The organism is Comamonas sp. 23, assembly GCF_049601575.1.
GTDB lineage: Bacteria > Pseudomonadota > Gammaproteobacteria > Burkholderiales > Burkholderiaceae_C > Comamonas > Comamonas squillarum.
Window position 1 is genome coordinate 4,732,653 of sequence record NZ_CP187127.1, and the last position, 15,012, is coordinate 4,747,664.

General features: G+C 64.5%; 12 protein-coding genes. 8 read left to right on the forward strand and 4 right to left on the reverse strand.

The features are described from left to right. Positions 1–468 precede the first annotated feature (468 nt). The 3 genes from purU to ACPEE1_RS21375 all read left to right on the forward strand — a co-directional run bounded on the left by purU (position 469) and on the right by ACPEE1_RS21375 (position 3,411). On the forward strand, positions 469–1,314 hold the full coding sequence (gene purU / locus ACPEE1_RS21365) for a formyltetrahydrofolate deformylase (protein ID WP_116926151.1): 846 nt from the start codon (positions 469–471) through the stop codon (positions 1,312–1,314). Between the two features lie 76 nt (positions 1,315–1,390). Then, positions 1,391–2,896, forward strand: coding sequence for an FAD-linked oxidase C-terminal domain-containing protein (locus ACPEE1_RS21370; protein ID WP_423934808.1), 1,506 nt, complete (start codon positions 1,391–1,393; stop codon positions 2,894–2,896). Between the two features lie 98 nt (positions 2,897–2,994). Then, positions 2,995–3,411, forward strand: a complete 417-nt coding sequence (locus tag ACPEE1_RS21375; RefSeq protein ID WP_232539502.1) for a carboxypeptidase regulatory-like domain-containing protein — start codon at positions 2,995–2,997, stop codon at positions 3,409–3,411. 4 nt (positions 3,412–3,415) lie between these two features. Here ACPEE1_RS21375 and ACPEE1_RS21380 read toward each other — a convergent pair whose 3' ends face one another. Beyond that, on the reverse strand, positions 3,416–4,393 hold the full coding sequence (locus ACPEE1_RS21380; RefSeq protein WP_182344767.1) for a DUF6882 domain-containing protein: 978 nt from the start codon (positions 4,391–4,393) through the stop codon (positions 3,416–3,418). A 256-nt stretch (positions 4,394–4,649) separates the two neighbouring features. Next, a complete protein-coding gene (trxA, locus tag ACPEE1_RS21385; protein WP_116926147.1) occupies positions 4,650–5,606 on the reverse strand; it encodes a thioredoxin in 957 nt (318 codons plus the stop codon). Positions 5,607–5,717: 111 nt separating this feature from the next. Here trxA and purE point away from each other — a divergent pair, with 111 nt between their 5' ends. The 4 genes from purE to ACPEE1_RS21405 all read left to right on the forward strand — a co-directional run bounded on the left by purE (position 5,718) and on the right by ACPEE1_RS21405 (position 9,505). Beyond that, complete coding sequence (purE, locus tag ACPEE1_RS21390) at positions 5,718–6,212, forward strand: 5-(carboxyamino)imidazole ribonucleotide mutase (RefSeq protein WP_116926146.1); 495 nt, start codon at positions 5,718–5,720, stop codon at positions 6,210–6,212. After that, complete coding sequence (locus ACPEE1_RS21395; protein WP_423934811.1) at positions 6,209–7,405, forward strand: 5-(carboxyamino)imidazole ribonucleotide synthase; 1,197 nt, start codon at positions 6,209–6,211, stop codon at positions 7,403–7,405. Before purE ends, ACPEE1_RS21395 begins: the two co-directional genes overlap by 4 nt. Before the next feature lie 11 nt (positions 7,406–7,416). Beyond that, complete coding sequence (locus tag ACPEE1_RS21400) at positions 7,417–8,415, forward strand: L-threonylcarbamoyladenylate synthase (RefSeq protein ID WP_116926144.1); 999 nt, start codon at positions 7,417–7,419, stop codon at positions 8,413–8,415. Positions 8,416–8,512: 97 nt separating this feature from the next. Next, positions 8,513–9,505, forward strand: a complete 993-nt coding sequence (locus ACPEE1_RS21405; protein ID WP_116926143.1) for an SGNH/GDSL hydrolase family protein — start codon at positions 8,513–8,515, stop codon at positions 9,503–9,505. Positions 9,506–9,605: 100 nt separating this feature from the next. Here the strand turns inward: ACPEE1_RS21405 and ACPEE1_RS21410 are convergent, their stop codons facing one another. After that, a complete protein-coding gene (locus ACPEE1_RS21410; protein ID WP_423934812.1) occupies positions 9,606–10,469 on the reverse strand; it encodes a pirin family protein in 864 nt (287 codons plus the stop codon). A gap of 143 nt (positions 10,470–10,612) precedes the next feature. Between ACPEE1_RS21410 and ACPEE1_RS21415 the strand changes: the two genes are divergently transcribed. Then, positions 10,613–11,524, forward strand: a complete 912-nt coding sequence (locus ACPEE1_RS21415) for a LysR family transcriptional regulator (RefSeq protein ID WP_423934814.1) — start codon at positions 10,613–10,615, stop codon at positions 11,522–11,524. Between the two features lie 49 nt (positions 11,525–11,573). Here the strand turns inward: ACPEE1_RS21415 and ACPEE1_RS21420 are convergent, their stop codons facing one another. After that, positions 11,574–14,660 (reverse strand): DUF5979 domain-containing protein, encoded by a 3,087-nt coding sequence (locus ACPEE1_RS21420; protein ID WP_423934815.1) that lies wholly within the window; start codon positions 14,658–14,660, stop codon positions 11,574–11,576. Positions 14,661–15,012: the final 352 nt, after the last annotated feature.

The following is a 15,012-nucleotide window of genomic DNA, read 5'->3' on the forward strand; positions in this document are numbered from 1 at the left end:
ACCACCCTTGTGGTGTGGCTGCATACCCGCTTGGACTGATTGCGGAAATGCCGTGCTGCCAACGCCTGGAAAGCGAGGAAGCGCTTATCCACCATCCTCTTCAAAGCCGCACGGGTTCTGGTCGATGTCTTTGATTTTCTGCAGTTTTCCGGGTCAGCTGCTTGCCCAGATAACCACAGGATGACAGAACAATAAATTTATAATCTTGACGTTTATTTACAAAGTCGGAACCTCGTTTTACCAGGGTATAAAACCAAATCCCGACTGGGGAACTCCCCAAGGGATCCTCGGCAAAAATCCCTGCCATGGTCTGAATGCGGGCTCGGGCGATCCGCTGCGTTGCCTTCCTTGTCAATAGCTCGCTATTGACTGCGAAAGACGCCTTGCGCCTCATCCCGATCCGCATCCATCCCATTGGGCGAGGGTTTTACCGAGGATCCCGGGCCAACGCTGCGACAATGGCAGGTTATGACCAACGCTTACATCCTCACTCTCTCGTGCCCTGATCGCCGGGGGCTGGTCCACGCGGTATCCGGATTCCTGCTGGAGCACGGCAGCAATATTGAAGAAGCCGCCCAGTTCAACGACCCGGCCACTGGCCTGTTTTTCATGCGCGTGCGCTTTGCCAGCACCGGCGCTGCCAGCCAGCTGCGCGAAGACCTGGATGCCTTTGCAAAGCCTTTTGAGATGCACTGGCGCCTGCATGCGGCCGATGAAAAAATCAAGACCGTCATCATGGTCAGCCGCCAGGGCCATTGCTTGAACGACCTGCTGTTCCGCTGGAAGGAAGGCCTGCTGCCGATCGACATCCGCGCCATCGTCAGCAACCACCGCGATTTCTACCAGCTGGCGGCCAGCTACAACATCCCCTTCCACCACATCCCGGTGACGGCGGCGACCAAGGCCCAGGCCGAGGCCAAGCAGTTCGAGATCATCGAGGCCGAAGGCGCCGAGCTGGTCGTGCTGGCGCGCTACATGCAGGTGCTCTCCAACGACCTGTGCAGCAAGCTGTCGGGCCGTGCGATCAATATCCACCACAGCTTCCTGCCCAGCTTCAAGGGTGCCAAGCCCTACTACCAGGCCCATGACCGGGGCGTGAAGCTGATTGGCGCCACCGCCCACTATGTGACGGCCGACCTCGACGAAGGCCCGATCATCGAGCAGGATGTGGCCCGCGCCTACCACACCGACACCGTCGAAGACCTGACCGCCCGCGGCCAGGACACCGAGAGCCAGGTGCTGGCCCGCGCAGTGAAGTGGCACAGCGAGTACCGCGTGCTGATGAACGGCCACAAGACGGTCATCTTTCGCTGATGCCCCCCCGGGGCGCTGCCGGCAGGCGGTTGCCCCGGTGACCGGCACGCTGCCCGCAACTTGCTACAGTGTGGGCATGAGCCAGGTTGACCTCTCCACCCCCCCAGCGGCCTTGACCGAGCGCGCAGAACGCCAGCGCGAAGTCGTGGCCGCCCTGCGCAAGCTGCTGCCCGACGACTGCCTGCTGTGGCACGACGAGGACACCACACCCTATGAATGCGATGGCCTGACGGCCTACCGCCAGCGCCCGCTGGTAGTAGCGCTGCCCGAGACCTATGCCCAGGTGCAGGCGGTGCTGCAGGCCTGCCATGCGCTGCAGGTGCCCGTGGTGGCGCGCGGCGCAGGCACCGGCTTGTCCGGCAGTGCACTGCCGATTGCGCTGGGCGTGACCCTGTCGATGGCGCGCTTCAACCAGATCCTGCACATCGACCCGGCCGCCTGCACGGCGGTGGTGCAATGCGGCGTGCGCAACCTGGCCATCAGCGATGCTGCGGCACCCTACGGCCTCTATTACGCGCCTGATCCATCGAGCCAGATTGCCTGCACCATTGGCGGCAATATTGCCGAGAACTCCGGCGGTGTGCACTGCCTCAAATACGGGCTCACGGTGCACAACGTGCTGCAGATCAAGGGCTTCACCGTCGAGGGCGAGCCCATCGAGTTTGGCAGCCAGGCGCTGGATGTGCCGGGTTACGACCTGCTGGCCGCGGTGATCGGCAGCGAGGGCATGCTGGCCGTGGCCACCGAGGTGACGGTCAAGCTCATTCCCAAGCCGCAGCTGGCGCGCTGCATCATGGCCAGCTTTGACGATGTGCGCAAGGCGGGCGATGCGGTGGCCGCCGTGATTGCCGCCGGCATCATCCCGGCCGGGCTGGAGATGATGGACAAGCCAATGACTGCTGCCGTCGAGGACTTTGTGCATGCCGGCTATGACCTCAGCGCCGAAGCCATCTTGCTGTGCGAGAGCGACGGCACGCCCGAAGAGGTGGCCGAAGAGGTCGCCCATATGAGCCAGGTGCTGCGCGCCGCAGGCGCCACCGCCATCAGCATCAGCCAGGACGAAGAAGAGCGGCTGCGCTTTTGGAGCGGCCGCAAGAACGCCTTCCCCGCCAGCGGCCGCATGAGCCCGGACTATATGTGCATGGACTCGACCATTCCGCGCAAGCGCCTGGCCGATATCCTGCTCGCCATCCAGCAGATGGAGAAAAAGTACCAGCTGCGCTGCGCCAATGTCTTCCATGCCGGCGACGGCAACCTGCACCCGCTCATCCTGTTCGATGCCAACGACCCCGACCAGCTGCACCGCTGCGAGCTGTTTGGCGCCGACATTCTGGAGACCAGCGTTGCCATGGGCGGCACCGTCACCGGCGAGCATGGCGTGGGCGTGGAAAAGCTCAACAGCATGTGCGTGCAGTTCTCGGCCGAGGAGAACGCGCAGATGCTGGCCTTGAAAGCCGCATTTGACCCGCAGGGCTCGCTGAATCCCGGCAAGGTGATCCCGACCCTGAACCGCTGCGCTGATTACGGCAAGATGCTGGTGCGCGCGGGCAAGCTGTCCCATCCAGATTTGCCACGCTTTTAAGCCGCTGCAGGCGTACCGCCATGTCCGCCCTTCGCTGACAGGCGGTACAGCCACGCCCAGGCACAGTCAAGGCAGATCCATGACTGCAAAGGACTGCCTTGAAAAACCACACCCCCACCCTGAGTGCCGCCGTGCTCTGCGCCGCGCTGCTGTCGGCTACTGCGGCCCATGCGCAGCACCCCGCGCTGCAAAAAGCAGGTGATGTGCAGTATGTCTGCGGCGGCATTGGCATTGATGAATCGACCGCGATGCGTGCGGCGATGAAGGACTACCCGCTGTCGCTGCTGTTTGCGACCAAGTCGGGCGACTACCTCGCAAAGATCCAGGTGGTGATTGCCGATGGCAAGGGGCAGGAAGTGGCGCAGTTCCAGGCCCAAGGGCCCGTCTGCCTGCTGCGCCTGGACAGCGGTCGCTACACAGTCAAGGCCAGCGCCGATGGCGGCAAGACGATCGACCAGGGTGTCGAGGTGGGGCCAGCCGGTACGCCCGGCAAGACACTGGACTACCGCTTCTGATCGATCAGACGGCAGGGCCCAGGCTGCCGGAGATCGCACTGATACGGCCCTGGCCGTCCAGATCGGCAACGATGCGGTGTGGGCCATGCTGGCCGGTGATGCGCGAGCCCGTCTCCTGCACGCTGAAGCCCTTGGCCGGCAGGTAGTGCTGCAGCAGCACACGGTGGTCCAGCTCGAAATCGCTGATCAGTTGCGACACGACGGTCGGCACACGTTCGGGCTGGGGCGCGGTCGTGGGCAGGCCATGGTCGGGATCGATCAGCGCCAGCAAGATGCCCTCGCCATAGTTGCCCAGGTAGTAGCCAGCGCTGTTGTCGGCGCCAGCGGCAATCAGGCCGATCACATGCAGGTCTTCCTGGCGCAGCGCGGTGCGCGGCTCGGTGAACAGCGCCAGGTTCTTGGCCGCGCCAAAGCCTTGCAGCTGGCGTGCCACTTCGGTAAAGGCGGGCGCCACCTCGGCCTGGGTATGGGCCCAGATCCACAGCCAGGTGCCTGATTGGAAGGAGTAGGAGCCCAGCACCTGCATGCGAAAACGCAGGTCATCGCCAAAGGCGATCAGGCCCTGGGCCGTATCGGCCGACCAGGGGCGGTCACCCACCCTCTCGGCAAAATCGAGTTGGCGGTCCCAGGCCATGCCGGCATAGGCGGACAGCGCCTCGCGCAGTGCGGGATCGGCAATGGACGGAGGGACTTCGGCTTCACGGGCCGCTGCGGCCTCGAACAGATCGGCCTGCGGGCTGGGCGCTGCCTCGGCTGCTAGATGGGCAGCGGGTGCTGCGGGCACATCGCCAGCGCTGGGCATGCCGACCAAGGGCGCAGCCAGCTCGGCCGCCGGGTCAAAGGCCGGCTCACGCGTGCCGCGCGCAGGCTCCTGCGGCGTACCGCCTGCCGCTGCGGCGGGGTGCGGGGTCGGGGTTTCAGCGGGGGCAGCCGTTGGCGCAGAGGGGCTCAGCCAGCCAAACAGTTTTTGCCACAATCCCATGGTGTTGATTCTCCTGCGGTAGCGGCACGCCCCATGCGCCCCAAGCGTCAAAGACCACAGCTTTGGGCCTATTGACGCTCAAAATGGGCACCTGCGCGCACCCATCGCCGCTTTGCTGCTATCAGTATAGGTGCAAACCACCATACCCCTGTTTTGCAGTTGCAACGGGGTGTAGGTCCACTACTTTACAGGAAGGGCTGGGCCGCTGCCCAAAAAACCGGCCCTCGCCTACCAGCACCCGCCGCGCCAGTGGGGCTCAGTTCAGCGCCATGCTCAGACGGCGGCGGTAGCTGCTGAGCAATGCACCCACCTCGTCCTCCTGCTTGCTGGCCTTGCCCGTCAGCGCAATGCCGCCGGCCGTAGTGCCGGGCACCGTGTCTGCGGCCTTGGGCTTGGGCGGGGTCAGCAGCTCCAGGATGGCGACAAACAGCTTGCGTGCAGCCTGGTCGTTCCAGGTTTTGTCACGCATGATGATCTCCAGCAGCTCGTCCATGCTGGCGGTCCACTGGCCTTCGGCCATCAGCGCCTGCGCCTTGGCAAAGCGCGTGTCGAAGTCGCGCTTGTTGGCGGCAATGGCCGCGTCGAACTGCTCGAGCGGCCAATCGCCCCGGTCGTCCTCGTGCACAAAGCGGATCGCCTGGGCCCAGGCCTTCAAGGCCACAAAGCGCAGCGGCTGCTGGATGCGCTTGAGCGGCTCCTCGATCTGGGCTTCAGCCTCGGTCACCGCGCCCGTCTGGATCAGCAGGCGGGCATAGTCAAAACGGGCATCGTCATTGCTGGGGTCGGCCGCCAGCGACTCTTGCAGCATCTGCAGCGCGGCCTGCACATCGCCGCTGTCCAGCAGTTGCTGGGCCTCATCGGCGCCCGCTTCGGCGGCCATGGCTGCTTCCGACGGCAGATGCTTGTCCAGAAACTCGCGCAGCTTGCCTTCCGGTTGGGCGCCCATGAAACCATCGACGGGCTTGCCGCCGATCATCAGCACGCAGGTCGGAATGGAGCGGATGCCGAACATGCCTGCCAGCTGCTGCTCCTGGTCCGAATCGATCTTGACCAGCTTGAAGCGGCCGCCGTAGTCGACTTCGAGCTTATCCAGCAAGGGGCCCAGGGTTTTGCAAGGGCCGCACCAAGGTGCCCAAAAGTCCACCAGCACGGGCACCTGCATGGATGCCTGGATGACTTCGGCTTCAAAATTCTCAATGGTGACGTCGATCATGTCGCTAAAAATCCGTGTTGATCAGGCAGCTTCACTGCAAAAAGTAAAATGGCGGGTTCCACCCTGGCGCGGGGCCGGCATTCTTGCCTTAGACACCCGCCAACCCACACTATGACACCCATCCAAGTTGGCGTGGTCATGGGCTCCAGCAGCGACTGGGAGACCATGCAGCACGCAGTAGCCATTCTCCAGCAATTCGGTATTGCCTTTGAGGCCCAGGTGGTCTCGGCCCACCGCATGCCTGACGACATGTTCCGTTTTGCCGAGAGCGCCGTAGAACGGGGCCTCAAGGCCATCATCGCCGGCGCTGGGGGCGCAGCCCACCTGCCTGGGATGATAGCCGCTAAAACCCCGGTGCCCGTGCTGGGCGTGCCCGTGGCCAGCCGCCACCTGCAAGGCGTTGATTCGCTGCATTCCATCGTGCAGATGCCCAAGGGCGTGCCCGTCGCCACCTTCGCGATCGGCCAGGCCGGTGCGGCCAATGCCGCCCTGTTTGCCGTGGCCATGCTGGCCAATGAAGACCCTGCGCTGCGCGCCAAGCTCGATGCCTTCCGCGCCGAGCAGACCGAAGCGGCCCGCAACATGACCTTGCCGGTGAACGCATGAGCACCACCAGCCACAGCGCCTCGGCGCAAGACCAGGCCCAAGCCATTTTGCCCGGCGCCACCCTGGGCGTGCTGGGCGGCGGCCAGCTGGGCCGCATGTTTGCCCATGCCGCCCAGTCGATGGGCTACTTCACCGCCGTGCTGGATGCGGATGCGACCAGCCCGGCCGGCCTGGTCAGCCACCACCATGTGCGCAGCGGCTATGAAGACCCGCAAGGCCTGGCCGAGCTGGCGCGCCTGTGCGCTGCGGTGACCACCGAGTTCGAGAATGTGCCCGCCGCCGCGCTGAACCAGCTCGCGCAAAGCCTGCCGGTGTCGCCCGCCGGCGCATCCGTGGCCATCGCCCAGGACCGCGCTGCGGAAAAAGCCCACTTTGTGAAATGCGGCGTGCCCTGCGCACCCTATGCGGTCATAGAGACGGCCGAGCAGCTGGCCGCCGTCAACGACGCGCTGCTGCCCGGCATTTTGAAGACCTCCCGCATGGGCTATGACGGCAAGGGCCAGATCCGCGTCAAGACCCGCGAGGAGCTGACTGCGGCCTGGACCGAGCTCAAGCAGGTGGCCTGCGTGCTCGAGAAGATGCTGCCGCTCGCCCATGAGTGCTCGGTCATCGTCGCGCGCAGCCGCAAGGGCGATATCGTGCACCTGCCGGTGCAGCGCAACCTGCACCGCGAAGGCATTCTGGCGGTGACCGAGGTCTATGCCGGCAACCTGCCTGCCGCGCAGGCCGAGCAGGCCATTGCGGCGGCCCAGTCGGTGGCCCAGGGCCTGGACTATGTCGGCGTGCTCTGCGTGGAATTCTTTGTGCTCGATGGCGGCCAGCTGGTCGTCAACGAGATCGCCCCGCGCCCGCACAACAGCGGCCACTACAGCCAGAACGCGCTGGATGTGTCGCAGTTCGAGCTGCAGGTGCGCTGCATGGCCAACCTGCCCTTGGTGCAACCGCGCCAGCACAGCGCTGCCATCATGCTCAACCTGCTGGGCGACCTGTGGTTCAAGGACAGCGCCAGCGCGCAGACCCCCGCCTGGGACCAGGTGCTGGCCCTGCCCGGCTGCCACCTGCACCTGTACGGCAAGGTCGATGCCAAGCGTGGCCGCAAGATGGGCCACCTGAACATCACGGCTGCCACGCCCGAGCAGGTGCGCGAGACGGCCCTCAAAGCTGCTGCCATCCTGGGCATTGCCGCGTTCTAAGAGGACTACACGTGATTCTGGATGGAAAGCTCGACGCCTCGGTGCGCGCCGCCGCGCTGGCGCTGCAGGCGGGGCAACTGGTTGGCTTGCCGACCGAGACGGTCTACGGCCTGGCCGCCGACAGCGACAACGACGCCGCCGTGGCGCAGATCTTCAGCGCCAAGGGCCGGCCTGCCGACCACCCGCTGATCGTGCATGTGGCCGATGCCGCAGGCGTGCAGCGCTACGCCAAGGCCGTGCCGGTGTTTGCCCAGCAGCTCATCGATGCGTTCTGGCCCGGGCCCCTCACCCTGATCCTGCCGCGCCTGCCCGGTGCGGCGATGGCATCGACGGCCGGACAGGACAGCGTGGGCCTGCGCTGCCCCTCGCACCCGGTGGCGCAAGCGGTGCTGCAGGCCTGCCAGCAGCTCAGCCCGCCCGTCTGGGGCGTCTCGGCGCCCAGCGCCAACCGCTTTGGCCGCGTCAGCCCGACCACGGCCGCCCATGTGGCGGCCGAACTGGGTGACGCACTGCTGGTGCTCGACGGCGGCGCCTGCGATATCGGCATTGAGTCGACCATTGTCGATTGCACGCGTGGCGTGCCCGTGCTGCTGCGCCCCGGCGCCATCACGCGCGACGATATCGAGCGCGCCTGCGGCACCCGCCCGCTGTCGATGCAGGAGCTGACGGCCGATACCCCGCGCGCCTCGGGCACCTTGCTCGCGCACTATGCGCCCAGCGCCAAGGTCAGGCTGATGGATGCCAAGCAGCTGCAATCGGCGCTCGATGTGCTGGGGGCCGACGCGCGGCATATCGCCATCTACCACCGCGGCCCACTGCGCAGCGCCAGCCCCCATCTGCGCCTGCAGCCCATGCCCCATGCGCCGCTGGCTGCGGCCCGCGAGCTGTTTGGCCTGCTGCGCGACTTGGACGACTGGGGCGCCAAGCTCATCTGGATCGAAACCCCGCCGGAGACGGCAGATTGGGAAGGCGTCAGCGACCGTCTGCAGCGCGCGGCGGCGGCTGGCTGAGCCGCCTAGCCCCTGGCGTTTTACCTCTCTTTACCTCATCACCTTGGTGGCCTGGATCAGCCTCGCTACACTACGCTCTACTTACTGGAGAACTCACATGGCAGCAAATTGGATGCGCCGTACCGTGTTGACCGCCGTGGCTGGTGCCTCGGTGGCCATGCTGGCGGCCTGCGGATCGAGCTCAACCGCGAACTCGATTCGCCCCGACAGCATCATCACCTTTGGTGATGCAATGACCGACCTGGGCCAAAACCCCAATGGCCGTCCCTACTCGGTCAGCAACGGCAGCTACAACAACTGGACGCGTGAAATCGCCTACCGCTATGACCTGACGATCACCGCGGCCAAGGATGGTGGCACCGCCTATGCCTACGGCAATGCCCGCGTCTCCCAGCCCGATGCCACCGGCGTGACCAATGCCCCCTCCATCACCGCGCAGATCGACAGCTACCTGGCGGCCCACCCAACCTTCACCAGCAACCAGTTTGTGCTGATGAGTGGCGGCATGAGCGACGTGATCGCCGGCTACAACGAATACGCCGCCGGCACCAAGACCCGCGACCAGTACCTGGCCGACATGACCACCGCTGGCCAGCAGATGGCAGCGCAGGTGCGTCGCCTCAACAGCGCAGGCGCCCCCCGCGTGCTGACCGTGGGCACGCCCAACCTGGGCCGCACGCTGTGGGCCACCAGCCTGGACAACGCGCAACCCAGCGCCGACCCCAAGCCATCGAACACGCTGGAAGCGGCCACCACCGCCTTCAACAATGGCCTGCTGAACGCCTTGTATGGCCTGTCGGGCACCGAAGTGCTGTACGCCGACGTGCAGTACTACTTCAACTCGATGACCGGCAACCCCGGCAGCTACAGCTTCACCAACTCCACTGATCCGGCCTGCACCACCGCAGATGCCACCAATGGCCTGAACATTGGCGTCAACCAGATCAACTCCTCGCTGTGCACCGCCGACACCCTGGTGGAAGCCTCCAAGGTCGACCAGTACCTGTTCTCCGACCTGGTGAACTACACGCCCCAGGCGCACCGCCGCTTTGGCGATTGGGTCTATGACCGCATGAAGGCGAATTGGTAAGCTGCTGTCCTTGGCAAGCGCTTAACGAAAAAATGGACACCAAGGTGTCCATTTTTTTTATGGCCGCCTCAACACGGCTGCGGCATCTCAGACCCGCCGATCAAGCCCGCATGCTGCCAAACTTGCCGCTGTTGAAGTCATTGACCGCCTGCACGATCTCCTGCTGGCTGTTCATCACAAAGGGGCCGTAGCCGACGATGGGCTCGTCAATCGGCTCGCCGCTCATCAGCAGCAAGGCGACATCGCCATTGGCCTCCAGTGTCAGCTTGCGGCCTTCCTGGGCCATCACCACCAGCTGCGCCTCACGCGCCACATCGTTGCCGTTGACCAGCACCGTGCCCTGCACGATGGCCAGCGCCGTGCTCCAGCCTTCGGGCAGCTCCAGCTCCAGCTTTTCACCGGGGACCAGGCGCAGATCCCAGACCTGCATCGGCGTGAAGGTCTTGGCAGGGCCCTGCTGGCCTTGGTAATCGCCGGCAATCACGCGCAGCTGGCCGCCGCCAGGCAAGGCCACCGCAGGGATCTGCGACTGGACAATCGCCTGGTAGCCCGCGGGCGCGCCCTTGTCCTTGGCAGGCAGGTTGACCCACAGCTGCAGCATGCGCAGCGTGCCACCATGGGCGGTAAACGCAGGCGAATGGAACTCCTCGTGCAGGATGCCAGCGCCGGCCGTCATCCATTGCACATCGCCAGGGCCTATCTCGCCGCCCTGGCCGGTCGAGTCGCGGTGCGCGACCTCGCCGTCATAGACGATGGTCACGGTCTCAAAGCCCCGGTGCGGGTGCTGGCCCACACCGCGCGGCGCGCTGGCAGGGGCAAACTCGGCCGGGCCGGCAAAATCGAGCAGCAAAAAGGGGCTCAGCAGCTTGCCGTGGCTTTGGTAGGAAAACAGTGAACGCACAGGAAAGCCGTCGCCAACCCAGTGCTGGCGGGGTGCGTCTTGGACATGCTGTACGTTTTTCATCGGGGATTCCTGTCTGGCCTCCAAGCTAGGTGTCGGAAGGCTGTACCGTTATTGTGGGGTTGAAACACTGCGAGCGGTAGACGGCATAATTCGCCTTGATAGTTCTATTTTTTGAACGATAAGACCATCCCGCAGAGCACCCCATGCAGACATTCGACCTCAATGACCTGTTCTATTTCGTCCAAGTCGTCGACCATGGCGGCTTTGCGCCCGCCGGGCGCGCGCTGGGCATGCCCAAGTCCAAGCTCAGCCGCCGCATTGCGCTGCTCGAAGAGCGCCTGGGCGTGCGCCTTTTGCTGCGCTCCACACGCAAGTTCGCGGTGACCGAGCTGGGTCAGACCTACTACCAGCACTGCAAGGCCATGCTGGTCGAGGCCGAGGCCGCGCAGCTGAGCATCGAGGCGGTGCAGTCCCAGCCCCGGGGCGTCGTGCGCCTGAGTTGCCCCATCACCTTGCTCCATGAACTGGTCGAGCGCATGCTGACCGACTTCATGGTCATGTACCCCGAGGTGACGATCCAGCTGGAGGCCACCAACCGCCCGGTCGATGTGATTGGCGAGGGCTTTGACCTGGCGATCCGCGTGCGCACCATGCCGCTGGAGGACAGTGACCTGTCGGTGCGCATGCTTTCTGTCCATGCCCAGCACCTGGTGGCCAGCCCCATCCTGACCGCGCGCCAGGGCATTGTGCGCAGCCCTGCCGATCTGTCGCAGTGGCCCAGCCTCTGGCTGGGTTCGCCCGAGCAGCAGTTTGTGTGGAAGCTCGAACACGACAGCATGCCCAGCATCCAGGTCCCGCACACGCCTCGCCTGATCACGACCGACATGGTGGCACTGCGCAGTGCGGCGATGGCCGGCCTGGGTGTCGTGCAGTTGCCGATGATCATGGTGCACGAGCAGCTGGACAAAGGCACCTTGGTCAAAGTGCTGCCCGAATGGGGCCCGCGCAAGGAGGCAGTGCATGCGGTATTCGCCTCGCGCCGGGGCATGCTGCCGGCGGTGCGGGCATTGATCGACCATCTGGCGGCCGCATTCGCCAAAGTGCCCGGCTGCTGAGGCGGCCGGGCACGGGTTGGCTAGGTCGCAGCGCTCAAGCGCTGCGCGCTTACAGCATGCGCCTTCTGCGCGCCATACCCAGGCCCGCGATCAGGCCCGTCAGCACCAGATAGGCCCAGGGACTGCCCACCGGCACCGCGCGCAGCTTGCCGTTGTTGCCGCCATCGATGGGGTCAACCACGCTGCCGTCACTGGTCAGCGGATTGCTGACGCTCAGCGCCACATCGCTGCCAGCAGGTATCACCACCGGGTTGGCGCTGTACACCGGCGCCCCCCACTGGTAGCCCGCAGGCGCTGCGGCCTTGCCCGTCTCAGTCACTGTGCAGCTGGCATTCGCAGGCAGATCGGCCAAGTGGACGCTGGCTTCTTGCCCATTGGCTACCGTAACGCTGGCGGTGTGCATGCCGTCCGGGCCGCAATCCAGGCTGAAGTCGAAGCTGCCATTGGCGGCTGCAACGCCTGCTGCCGGGCCGGTGATGCGCTTGGTCAGTTGCACACCGCCCGTCAGCCGCTGCAGGCGGTTGGTCACCGTAAAGCCCTGGGCCTGCTCGGCAATCTCTGGCGCACCGCTCCAGCCATAGCCCGCAGGGGCCGCCGGCGGCGTGTCTTCGGTGGCCGTGCAACTGTCGCCTTCAAACACCGTCAGTGCTGCGCTGGTGCCGCTGGTCGCGCCTGCGGCGACCGTGGCCGTCCAGGTTTGCGCAGGCTGCGTGCCGCAGCGCAGGCTGCCACTGAAGGTCATCGCCTGGGGCAAGCCCGTCGCCAGGCCTGCAATGCTCTTGGTCACCGTCTTGGTGGTCGTCGGTGCAAAGATCTGCAGGTTCACATAGCTCTCGTTGGACGCAAGGATGGGGTCAATCACGCCAGCAGGTACCGCCGCATAGGCGGTATTGGTGTAGGTGCCCGGTTGGCCACCCGCGGTGGTCTGGATGACAAAGCGCACCGCGCCGCCATTGCCCAGCGACGTCACCACACTGCTCACGGTGCGGGTGGCCGGGTCATAGTCGACCGTTGCGCCGCACTGTGCAGGCGCCACCAGCACGCTGCAGCTGGCATCGCTGAACACCACGCCAGCGGGCAGTGGATCGGAGAAGACCACATTGCTGGTGTCGGCCGGGCCGGCGTTGTGCATGTCCACCGCGTAGGTCACCTGCGCGCCGCTGGTGGCCGTGACCGGGTTGACCGATTTGTTGACCGACACGTTCGAGCAGCTAAAGCGCTGCATGGTCGTCGTGGCCACGTTGTCGGAAGGCACCGCCTCTTCGACGCCATCGCCAGGGTTGGCCGAGAACTCGTTGACCAGATAGCCCGATGGCCAGTCACAGCTGCTTTGGGAATAGCTGTAGGTCAGGCTGTAGCCGATGGTCAGACTGCCACCCACCGGCAGCTGTGGCACCTGCGCCTGGAAAGGCCAGGAAAACCCGCTGATGCTGCCCGTATAAGGCGCAGGAAACACTGAAGCGTCCGGGCACACGGCACCACCGGCTGCTGAGCAGCTGATCGCAGACGATTGCACATCCAGGCGGTTGGCCAACTCAAACGTGATCAGACGATCGGCGATGGACGCACCATCGGCAGCTGCAGGGCCCTTGTTGGTCACGGTCATCGTGTAATGGACGGGCACACCCGGCTGGTACAGGTCCGCGCTTTGCGTCTTGGTCACCGCCAGATCCGTTCTGGGGCATGCCGGCGTGGCCGGCACCAGGATACCCACCGACGCCACGTTGTTGCTGGTGTTGGAGTCGGTCATGTTGTCGGGCGGGTTCGCCGAGAACTCATTGTTCAGACCACCCAGGGTGCGCCCGCATGGAATGCTGCCATTGAAGCGGGTTTGCACCTGGTAGATGATGGTCAGCCGCCCGTTGACGGGCAAGACCGGCACCTGGGTATTGAACAAGCTCACATACGAGGCATTGCCGCTCGGCTCCAGGAACTCCGAGGACGGTGGGCAGACTGCGCCCCCTTCGGCGAAGCAGCTTTGAAACTGCGTGTCGACCGCGAAGTAATTGGCCGAGCCGCCATGGGTGCGGATGATGTCCGCGATGCTGGCGCCGTTGGCCGCGTTCGGGCCAGCATTGACCAAGGTCATCGTATAGGTCACCAGATCCCCCATGGCAGGCACCGGCGGGTCCTGGGTCTTGCTCACCTGCAGATCCGTCGTGGGACAGGCGGGCGTGCCGGGCACCTGCAAAATGGCAGTCTGCTGGTTGTCGGCCGGGGTGGTGTCCACCATGCCATCGAGCAGCTGGAGCGAAGCCTGGTTGAACAACTGGCCGGCGGGGCGACCGCAGGCGGCATTGGGCACCAGATAAGGCGTCATCGTATAGGTGACGACCACCGCGCCACCAGGCGGCAACACTGGCACCGTGGCGTTGAACACCGGGCTGTAGTCGTTGGCACCGCTGTGGTTGGGGAAGCTGGCATTGTCCGGGCATTGCGCGCCACCGCTGGCCGTGCACTGGTTGAACACCAGATCTGCCCCAATGTGGCTGATAAAGCTGTTGCTCAGCCGGTCGTACAGCGCCACGCCATCGGCAGCGCCCACGCCGTTGTTGCGCAAGCTGATGGTGTAGGTCAGCGGCACGCCGCTTTGGAAGCTGTCGCTGCTTTGCGTCTTGGTGACGGCCAGGTTCACCTCATAGCGCATGGCCGTGCTGATCGAGCTGCTGTTGGAGCCCGGCACCGGATCGGAGGTCCCTGCCGGGGCACTGATGGTCGCTGTATTGGTCAACGTGCTGGGGCCCGTCACGCCAAAACGGGCCTGGATCTCCAACCGCACCTTGCCCTGGTTGGGAAAGCTGGCCAACGTGCCAGACACCACGCCACCGGCCAAGGCCAGATCGGCCGGGCAGGTCGCACCACCCGTGGCCAGCGTACAGGCCAGCGTGACATTCGCCAGACCGGCGGGCAACACGTCCTCAAAACGCGCGCCATTCGCCGCGTTGGGACCGTTGTTATCCATCTCCAGCACATAGCTCACCGGCGTGCCACCCACGGCCGATGATGGGCCGGATTTGGTGATTTGCACGTCAGCCACCTGGGCCAGCGCGTACAGCGGCGAGGCAGCCAACAGCAGCACCGCAGCCTTGGCCTTAGCGCCGTGCAGCAAAAATGGCCACCATGATTGTTTGAGCATCATTGTTCTTTCCACATAAATAATAAAAAACAATTTGCGATTGAGAAAACGCATTAATTCAGGAAAAAAATTTCCTGGTTTCCGAATTCTTCAAAAAGCAGCAAGTACCCACATAAAAGCACTTCTCTCAGCAAAAAACCAAAGACGCAATTATCTGCAACCTGTTAAAAAATGTACCGACCGCTTGGTTAACAAAACATTAAGAAACATTTGTTGTGAATCTACTAACAGTTCATTGACAATTACCCTTGGGTAAACCCCAGGTGGCACCGGGCGAGGAGCGCAGGCGGTTTGGATCGCCATGGCGTGCAAGAGGTCGTTGGCCATGGGGGCGTTGCTCTGGATAACAGCG